This window comes from Empedobacter sp. UBA1574 (assembly GCF_002322895.1).
GTDB classification, from domain to species: Bacteria; Bacteroidota; Bacteroidia; order Flavobacteriales; family Weeksellaceae; genus Empedobacter; species Empedobacter falsenii_B.
In genome coordinates, this window is sequence record NZ_DCOI01000040.1 from 21,198 (window position 1) to 30,345 (window position 9,148).

Genomic DNA, 9,148 nt, shown 5'->3' on the forward strand with positions numbered 1-9,148 from the left:
TTTATTTTGTAACAATTTTAGTAAATATTTGTTACAAAACTATTAATGCATTAATTTATTAATCTGATTTCCAATTTCCTTTTGCCAAACTTTAATATCTGAAGCCGTTGCAATTTGCATTATACTACATTCTTTATCAGACATTTCTAAATGATTTTCTGAACTGAAGTAATTTCCTTTTTGAATCGAATGGCAGTCATAAGGATAAACAAGAGCCACCTTTTTAGCTTGATAAAATCTGTGATATACATACATTTGACGCAAATCTTCAGGTGAAGGATTGTAACCGTTAAGGTTTTTCCATTTCGTATCTAAAACAAAAACTTGATGACTCTCTTTGCATTTCAGAATTATATCAGGACGCATTTTGGATGAGTAACCAGAATCAGGTTTCCAAAAGTTTTTGGTCACTTGAGAAGTTACATTGTGTGATTTTAGCTTTCTTTTTAAAGTCACTACAATAAATTGTTCCCATAAGTTGTTCATATCAAACATTAAAGCTAAAACATCATTTCTTCCTTTAGAAATATCAGGATGATAATTCAATAACAACAATTTAGCGATCTCTAAAGCAACTTTGTAATGTTGATTTTTTCGATCATAAACTATTTTATGAAAAGTAGAAGCATTGATTTTTATATCCCTCACCTCAGGAAAATTCAATGTTAGTGCACCAATTCTTCCATTTAAAACAGGATTGGTGTTGATTTTCTTTAAAAGTTGAATCGTTTTAAATAAGATTTCATGAATGCTATGTTCATTGGTATATTGAGTATAATTCACATAAAAACGTTCTTTGTGAACTAAATTTTGAGTAATGTGCTTTGAAAATTTAAGTGAACCTTTTAATGAACTCTGATTACCTTCATTTTTACGGTATCTTTTAATCAATCCTCTGTGCAATAAATACTCAACTTCTGATAAAAACAATTCAAAATAAAGCTCTAAAATTGAATTTGATTTGAGTTTTAAAGAACTCGAACCTGTTGATTTTACATCGAATCCCCAAACGGTTTGTATCATTCCAATTAATAGCTTACGCCATTTCTTTTCACCTGATTTATCAGCTTTCGGTAAAACTTCAATAGTCGTTTTACCTATTTGAATAATACCTACATACTCATTGAATTGAACACCATGACGAATCATTTTAAAAAATGGAGTCTGATTCCCGTGATAAACTTCAAGGGCTTCGAGTAATTGCCTTTCCTTTTCATCTTTTAAATTAAAGACGAGCTTTTCATGTTCGAAAACTGTAATGAAGTGACCGTTTGTATTCATTCTATCGATTCATTAAACGTTGAATAGCTTCACCAAATCCCGTTAAATGTGTTCGATGGTCGATTATCTCATATGATTCTTTTTCCTCAAATTGCGAATAATCTATATGTTCAAATTGTGCAAATACAGCTTCTTGTTCTAACTTTCTTACAAATCCTGAACCTAATACCAAACCAATTTTTCCATAATCGCCAAAGAAATATTCTTGCAATAATGGAATGATGTTTTTGTAAAAAGAATCGATAATTGTCGTTTCATTTTTATTGATAAAATACGCATGACCAATTAGATGATCTCGATCCAATAATTTTTCAATTCTTTTATTTATAGTTTCAAGAATATCAGCTGCTTTAAAACCGTACAATTCTTGTTGTAAACCTTCTAAATCATATTTTGGTGGCATTTCTTCAAACACAAAACGACGTCTTAATGCAGTATCTAAAGCCTCCACACTTCGGTCAGCTGTATTCATTGTTCCAATAATATAAAGATTACGCGGAACACCAAACTTCTCCTTAGAATATGGTAAAGTCACTTCAATTGCTTCATCATTACCTAACCTTTTATCTTCTTCAATTAAGGTAATCAATTCCCCAAAAATTTGCGATACATTTCCACGGTTGATTTCGTCGATAAAAAGAGCATATTTATTAAAAGGATCTCGTTTTGCTCGGTCTGCAATTCTTTTGAAAATTCCATCTTCAATTTTGTATTTTAATTCTCCTTCTTCATTTTCAAGATCAGGTTTGATACCTTCCATAAAATCTTCATAACTATATGATTGATGAAAAGTTATAAACTCATAATTTTTAATGAGTTTATCAGGAGAAGGATTGAAATTTTTGAACGAATCATAAATTTCAATTATTTCGGGATATAAATCTTTTACTAATTGTAAATCAATTGTCCAATTTGAATTCTCGTCCTTTGAAAAATATAAAGGGTTTTGTCTCTTTTCTACATTAACATGCTGACATTCCTTTATTGTATGAGCTTGTAATTGTCCCCAAATTGTTGGAACTATTGTCTTTGATGCAGATTGAGACTCTTTAATTTTAATTAGTTCATGATCATATATTTCAGTTACTCTTGCTTTATTAATATCTAATAATACAATTGTAATAACTTGCCACCAACTCAAAGGTTTAACTAATTCATTCAAAAACTGCTCTCTAGATAACGAGTTTTCTCGTACGGTAAATAAATCAAAGAATTTTTGTTTTAAAGAATACGTTTTTCCTGTTCCAGGAGGACCGTAAAGTATTTGGTTAAGAGGCTGTTTCATTATTTTTTCTTCAGATTCTTTAATAATTGTATTTAGATTGTTTATACTATAACTAGGATCACCTAAAACTTTCTTAATTTCATTAATCTTCTCTAATCTTTTTTGAAAATTATCTTCTGTGATTAAAAATCGATCTTCTAATTTATATGATTTTAATAATTCTAAAGCTTTAGATCTAAACTCGTTTAAGTAAAAGCCAAGATTTTCAATATAGTTTTTAGGATCGTCGAATAGAAAATATCCCACATTTTCGTTATTTAGCTTTATGTCGAAAATTTCAGAGAGTTCTTTATGGAAAATAATTTCTTCGTTTGTAAAGTTTCCTTTTTTAAATGAAATTTCGATATAATTAGTTTGTTCTCCTTCTTTATTTGAACCTACAACAAATCCAATTGTTTTTATTTTACGCGCATTATCCCCTTTTCTGAAAAGTGGTACATAAATATAGTTTGAACCTTGAAACCATTGACCTTTTTCTAATCGTTTTACATCTTTTGCTTGCGGGCTATCTCTTTCTCTTAGTGAAAAAGTAAAATCTGGATGATCTTTCTTAAAATCAAGAAGTAAATCCAATAATTCATCTGAAATCTCAAGTAATTTTTTCTGTTCCATTTTTACCTATTCTTCTTAAAATTTTCTGCTTGTTCTAATACATTCTTATACACATCATCCTGCGTAATAGGAGGGTAGCCGTATTGATGTAATTTAACGATGATATCCATCTTAAGTTGTGCTTTAATATCATCACGGTCGCACCAATCGGGATATTTGGCTGTATTTTCTACAATTATTTTTATTTCACGAGCAAGCTCTAGCATTTTGTCGTTATCGAATTCAAAACCGTATTGTTTGCAAATCATGTCCAAAATATCGTAAAAAGCTTTTTCTTCATAGTCGATGCCTAAATCTTGGAACGAATCCATTTCAACTCGAAGTTTGATAATTAAGTCCAACATTTGTTCTGCTGTATCAAACTGAATGCCTTCATAATCTAAAATATCACCTTCGCTACGTTCGTTGTAACGGTTGATGATGGATTGTAAACGCTCTGAAAAATCTTGTCCTTTTACTTTATTCACCTTTTTAAAATCGTTGATGGTTTGTTTTAATAAACGTTCTAAGATTTTAATTTTGGTATTCGGTAATTCTAGGTTAGAGATTTTCTCAATGAATTTATCGTTGAATAAATCAATCGCATTTGCCTTATTATCATCGAGCTTAAATATTTCTTCAACTCCTTCCGAAATGATAGCTTCTTCTACCAATTTAGCCACTTTAGCATTCATTTGAGCTGTATCTGGAGCTTCACCTTTAGTCAATTTTACCACAATAGATTTCACGGCAAAATAGAAATGAATTTCATCTACTTCTTTCGGGCTAAACAATTCCGAACCACTCACCAAATTATAGGCTGACTTCAATTTCTTTGTTACATTCACAAAAAACTTCTCAGATTCTTCAGTCTTTAAAACCAATTCAGAAGCTTTGTTTAAGCATTGCAAACGTTCTACAGGATTACCTTGATAATACAAAGTGGGATCAAATTGATGGAAAAATTGTCGCAACAAATCTAATTGATCACGCACAATAATTTCTGCTTGATCTAAATCTTCAAAATCATCGTCGGCTGTTTGATTATTGAACATTCCTAATGCCTTATTCAGATTCTTTTTGATTCCTATGTAATCAACTACTAATCCGCGATCTTTTCCTTCGTATTTACGATTGACACGAGAAATGGTTTGTATTAAATTGTGTGTTTGTAAAGGTTTATCAATATAAATGGTATCTAAGAAAGGAACATCAAATCCTGTTAACCACATATCTACGACAATGGCAATTTTGAAGTTGGATTTGATTTGCTTGAATTGTCGGTCTAATTCTTTTCGTTCATCTTTATTACCCAAAAGTTCCCAAAGCTCTTTTTCATCATCTTTATTGCGTGTCATCACCATTATAACACGCTCTATAGGTTTAATTTCTTTTTGTTCTTTGGCGGTTAAACCTTCAGGAAGCATCATTTCTCCCCATTCAGGTCGTAAAGCTAAAATCTCTTTATATAGTTTATATGCAATGCCACGAGATGCACATACAAACATTACTTTGCCGGCTACCGTTGCGTTTTCTTCCAAACGATTTTCATAATGTTCCACAAAGTCTTTCGCAATAGCTTTTATACGGTCACCATCTCCTAAAACAACTTCCATTTTAGCAATGGCTTTTTGACTGGCTTCTACATGATATTCAGATGCGCCTTCGGCTACTGCATTTTCGTAATAATTTTCAATTTCTTGAACTTTATTGTAATCTAAATTGACTTTAGCGGCTCTTCCTTCATAAACCAAACGAACGGTAATTTCATCGTTTACCGACTCAAACATGGTATATTGATCCACCACATCTCCAAACACTTCTAAGGTTTTGTCGATAGGTGTTCCTGTAAATCCAACATAGGTGGCATTCGGTAACGAATCGTGTAAATATTTGGCAAAACCATAGGATTTAGTGACTCCTTTTACTTCGTCAATTTTAACTTTTAAATCGAGATTCACTTGTGAACGGTGCGCTTCATCCGAAATACAAATGATATTGGTACGATTGGATAAGATTTCAGCATCTTCTGCAAATTTCTGAACCGTCGTTAAATAAACACCACCACTTTCGATGCCTCTTAAACGAGCTCGTAAATCGGCTCTTGATTCGATATTGATGATATTTTCATCTCCAATAAATTTCTTGGCATTAGTAAAATCCTTCGACAATTGATCGTCTAAATCGGTACGGTCTGAAATGATAATAATCGTAGGACTTGCAAAATCGGTGGAACGCATCAATAAACGTGTTAAATACAGCATTGTATAACTCTTTCCACAACCCGTAGCACCAAAATAGGTACCTCCTTTTCCATCGCCTTCTGGTTTACGATGCGCTTTGATGTTTTGATACAATTTATTGGCAGCATAATATTGTGGATAACGACTTAAAACCTTTAGCTCGTGTTTTGAAGTATCAGGAAACAATACAAAATGATGAATAATATCAACCAATCGTGTTTGATTCAACATGCCTTGCACCAAAGAAGTCGTAGTTTCAATTCCTGTTAAGGCTTTCTTTTCTGCTCCAGTAATTTTATTCCATCCGTAATAAAACTCGTAAGGCGAGAAGATGGTACCTGCTTTGTTATTCACACCATCACTAATTACAGTAAATACATTGTATTTTAAAAGCTCTGGAATATCACGACGATAACGAGTTGTAAGCTGTTTATACGCATCGTGAATGGTAATTTCCTCTTCTATTGCTGTTTTAAACTCAAAAACCACGACAGGAATCCCATTGATGTATAAAATCAAGTCAGGGATGCGTAATTCTGATCCTTGAATTTCGAGTTGATTGACAATTTTGAAGGTATTATTTTGGATATTTTCAATATCAATATAACGAATATGTAAATCTTTTTTTGATGGATCGTTGCGTTTAAAAATCAAACCATCAGCCAAAAGCTTACAAATTGTCTTATTAGATTCGTATAGGGTAGAAGTAGACTGAAAAGCCAATTCATTAGTAATACTTTCCAATTCTATTTCTTCTAAATCTTCATAACGATTTTGTAAAAACGCGCGCAAATCTTCCTTAATCAATACTTCTTGATTAGAAGTTCTTGTTAATTCTTTTCCGTTAATATAGTGATAACCCTCTGTTTCCAAAAGGCTAATAAAAGCTTGTTCTAGTTGTGATTCGGTGTATTTCATGTTTTTTTATAGTAGTGTTTGGTATTTGGATTAGTGAGATTGATTCATTAAATATTCAATTTTTTTCATTTGTTTAATCAAATCTGTCCAAGATAAACTATCTCCAACAATCATATTTTGTTGCATGATTTTATAATCCTCTTCCCATTGAGCAATTATTTCATCAGGTGGTAGAATACTCAATTTTCCTTTTTCGTGATTGGAGTAATCTGCACCTCGTAGAGGAGTAACCTTTTTACGATGTTCCACTATGGTTTTAAACAATTCATTATCAGCAAGAGCTTGTGCTCCAAATCCTGCAACCATCATTTTATTTAAATCATACAAATGACGCGTCAATCGGTCGGTTCTAATTTTATCTATCGGTTTTGAAAATTCTTCATGTAATAATAAAACCTTCTCTATAAATGTTCGTGTTGGTACAACCACTTGTACATCAAATCCATCCGATGTAAAGGGTAATGCTTTGTAATTTTCATCAATAAACGAAAGAATGGTTTTTGTTTCTGCGGGCTCTGTTAATGATCTTGCTCCCATTTCTAACAATACTCTTTGTTGGATATAAGGATTCGACATTGGAACTACAGATTGATAATACACTTCCAATGTATTCGGGTCGCTCGTATCGTCAATTTTATCATTATATCGTATTACATATTGATTACGATCAATGCCCAATTGATCCAATTGATGCATCAATTCTTCTCTAAACTCATTGATTATAAAAGAACCCGATGCTTTTCTTAGTTTTTTTATTTTTGTTCCTGAATCCAAGTCGTCAAAACCTAACAAATGTCGATCTATAATTAAATCAATATCTTCTGAAAATCGATCAATGATATGATAGGCTTTACTTAAAGAAGTACCTCCTTTAAAAATAATGGAATCTGCATATTGAGATTGAAAAATAGCTTTCAATAAAATACACACCCACCAATCCTTTTCTACAACAAATGCAGGCAAACCTTTGGCTATACCTGTTTGTTCTAAAACTTGTATCTTTTGTTCTGTTGATAGGTTAATCCACATTTTGAGAAGTTGTATAAAGGTTATTGATGTGTTTCTGAATCCATACCGGCGCATATTTCACCTGCTTTTGGACCACTTGGGAGTCGAGCTGATGCACAGAAGGCTTTATTTTTTCTATAAATTCTTCGGTTACGTTGTTTTGGCCCACTTCTTTAAACGCTTGTACGATCAAATGCAACAATTCATCTTTTATCGCAAAACTTTTTGGAACCGTTTTTTTGAATTGAATGCTACGGTTTCCTATTTTAATTTCTCGTTGCGAACCATCGGACAAATACACCGCTTTTAGAGGAACTTGTGTGGTTAGTCCCAACAAATACAAAGCGAATACACCCGTTGGAGCAATACGTGCTTTGTCACGTTGTGCTATTTGCTTGGCTATTTCTTCCATAGTAGGATAGAGGATACCTAACAACGCATCTCTTTTGGGTTTTAGATAAATGCCTTGAGCCAAACGTTCTAATATGCCTTCATTAACCAAACGAAAAAGCGTTAAACGGATATTACCTGCTGAACCATACGCATAGAAATCTTTAGCGAAAAATATTTCGCCTAAAGATGATTTTAAAATCTTTTTTTCTATTTGATTTTTAGAGGATTTCACTTAGTATTATCTTTTTATTTTGTAACAAATTTAGTGAAAATTTGTTACAAATTTTGCTTCTGTATTTTTTATCCAAACGACTGGTTAATGCTTGTTTTAATTATGGTTTGGTGTGTTTCATGGTGTATTCAATTGGTCTTCCTCCCAATTAAGGGGATTTTCAATAATGTAATTACTGATATTGATATAAGCCTTTTCATCTCTTATGATATGTTCATAGTAGTTACGTTGCCAGATCTTATAATCTAAGGATTTTATGATTCCCCTCGTTGGGGCGGTTGGGACGGTTGGGGCGGTTGGGGCGAATTGCAATTCGCCCTTACTTTCGCCCTTACTTCCTAGTTCTTTTATTCTTTTTATAGTAGCTATTTTATAGCCTCTAACGATTGCACCTATGGTTTGGGATGGCGATTTAAAAGCGCCGACAATATTGCTGGATTCTTTTGGAAATAGTATCTCTATAATACCATGGATATGATTAGGCATTACTACAAATTCGTGCAATACAACATTATTTCGTACTTCCTGCGTATGCAACCACTCACCGGCAGCAATTTGCCCAAATTCATTCAAATACATGATACCATCTTTTATATCACCAAACAATTGCGCTCTATCTTGACAAACTAAAGTAACAAAATACAATCCCGCCTGGCTATAATCATAGTCAGCCAAACGTATCGACTTGCGATGATGTTTATTTGGGTTGTAATTGCTCATTTAATTATTATTTGTTTAGTTTTCTTTCACCTCTCCAACGTTGCCAAGCGACTTAACAACAACGATTGTAGTTGGGATTGTTTTGTATTTTTTACCCAAAGAAGCAATGGAACTGATCTTCTTTTATAATCGCTAATAAATCTTGTAAATTATCAGCAATTGGGTGTGGATCGTACAACTCCCATTTACCTGAAGCTCGCATCCAATACAAGGACCAAGAATTCGTGGTTTTAGTAAATCGTATTTTTGCAAAATCGGACTGAATTAACTCATTCGGATTATTCCAAAATGGACGAATCGTATATAAAATAGCAGTATTCTTTTCCCAAGAATACCCATAATCTAATTGTTTGCGTATCTCGTGATCTTCTGGTCGTAAGCCTTCTACAAATTGTTTAATATATACTTCGCTAATACTAATTTCTTTTCCCATTTGTGTTGATTTTTATAGTAATTTAACCCGTTGTGCATTTTGAT

7 protein-coding genes are annotated in these 9,148 nt (G+C 32.6%); all 7 read right to left on the bottom strand.

Annotated elements, in window-relative coordinates; translation table 11 throughout:
• Positions 1-42 precede the first annotated feature (42 nt).
• Positions 43-1,281, bottom strand: coding sequence for an McrC family protein (locus B3578_RS13575; RefSeq protein WP_291049483.1), 1,239 nt, complete (start codon positions 1,279-1,281; stop codon positions 43-45).
• 1 nt (position 1,282) lies between these two features.
• Positions 1,283-3,178 carry an McrB family protein gene (locus tag B3578_RS13580; protein WP_291049485.1) on the bottom strand — a complete coding sequence of 632 codons (1,896 nt, stop codon included), beginning with the start codon at positions 3,176-3,178 and terminating at the stop codon, positions 1,283-1,285.
• 2 nt (positions 3,179-3,180) lie between these two features.
• Positions 3,181-6,318, bottom strand: coding sequence for a type I restriction endonuclease subunit R (locus tag B3578_RS13585; protein ID WP_291049488.1), 3,138 nt, complete (start codon positions 6,316-6,318; stop codon positions 3,181-3,183).
• A 30-nt stretch (positions 6,319-6,348) separates the two neighbouring features.
• Positions 6,349-7,347, bottom strand: a complete 999-nt coding sequence (locus tag B3578_RS13590; protein ID WP_291049491.1) for a nucleotidyl transferase AbiEii/AbiGii toxin family protein — start codon at positions 7,345-7,347, stop codon at positions 6,349-6,351.
• The gene (locus tag B3578_RS13595; protein ID WP_291049494.1) at positions 7,337-7,951 is read right to left on the bottom strand and encodes a DUF6088 family protein; all 615 of its coding nucleotides are present in this window, start codon (positions 7,949-7,951) and stop codon (positions 7,337-7,339) included. Before B3578_RS13595 ends, B3578_RS13590 begins: the two co-directional genes overlap by 11 nt.
• 117 nt (positions 7,952-8,068) lie before the next feature.
• Positions 8,069-8,671 (bottom strand): transposase, encoded by a 603-nt coding sequence (locus tag B3578_RS13600; protein WP_291049497.1) that lies wholly within the window; start codon positions 8,669-8,671, stop codon positions 8,069-8,071.
• 91 nt (positions 8,672-8,762) lie between these two features.
• Positions 8,763-9,104, bottom strand: coding sequence for a DUF3024 domain-containing protein (locus B3578_RS13605; protein ID WP_291049500.1), 342 nt, complete (start codon positions 9,102-9,104; stop codon positions 8,763-8,765).
• Positions 9,105-9,148 lie beyond the last annotated feature (44 nt).

Excerpts from the sequence above, each read along its gene's own strand:
- B3578_RS13575 (WP_291049483.1), bottom strand. The coding sequence starts at position 1,281 with ATGAATACAAACGGTCACTTCATTACAGTTTTCGAACATGAAAAGCTC.
- B3578_RS13600 (WP_291049497.1), bottom strand. The coding sequence starts at position 8,671 with ATGAGCAATTACAACCCAAATAAACATCATCGCAAGTCGATACGTTTG.
- B3578_RS13590 (WP_291049491.1), bottom strand. The coding sequence starts at position 7,347 with ATGTGGATTAACCTATCAACAGAACAAAAGATACAAGTTTTAGAACAA.
- B3578_RS13585 (WP_291049488.1), bottom strand. The coding sequence starts at position 6,318 with ATGAAATACACCGAATCACAACTAGAACAAGCTTTTATTAGCCTTTTG.
- B3578_RS13605 (WP_291049500.1), bottom strand. The coding sequence starts at position 9,104 with ATGGGAAAAGAAATTAGTATTAGCGAAGTATATATTAAACAATTTGTA.
- B3578_RS13580 (WP_291049485.1), bottom strand. The coding sequence starts at position 3,178 with ATGGAACAGAAAAAATTACTTGAGATTTCAGATGAATTATTGGATTTA.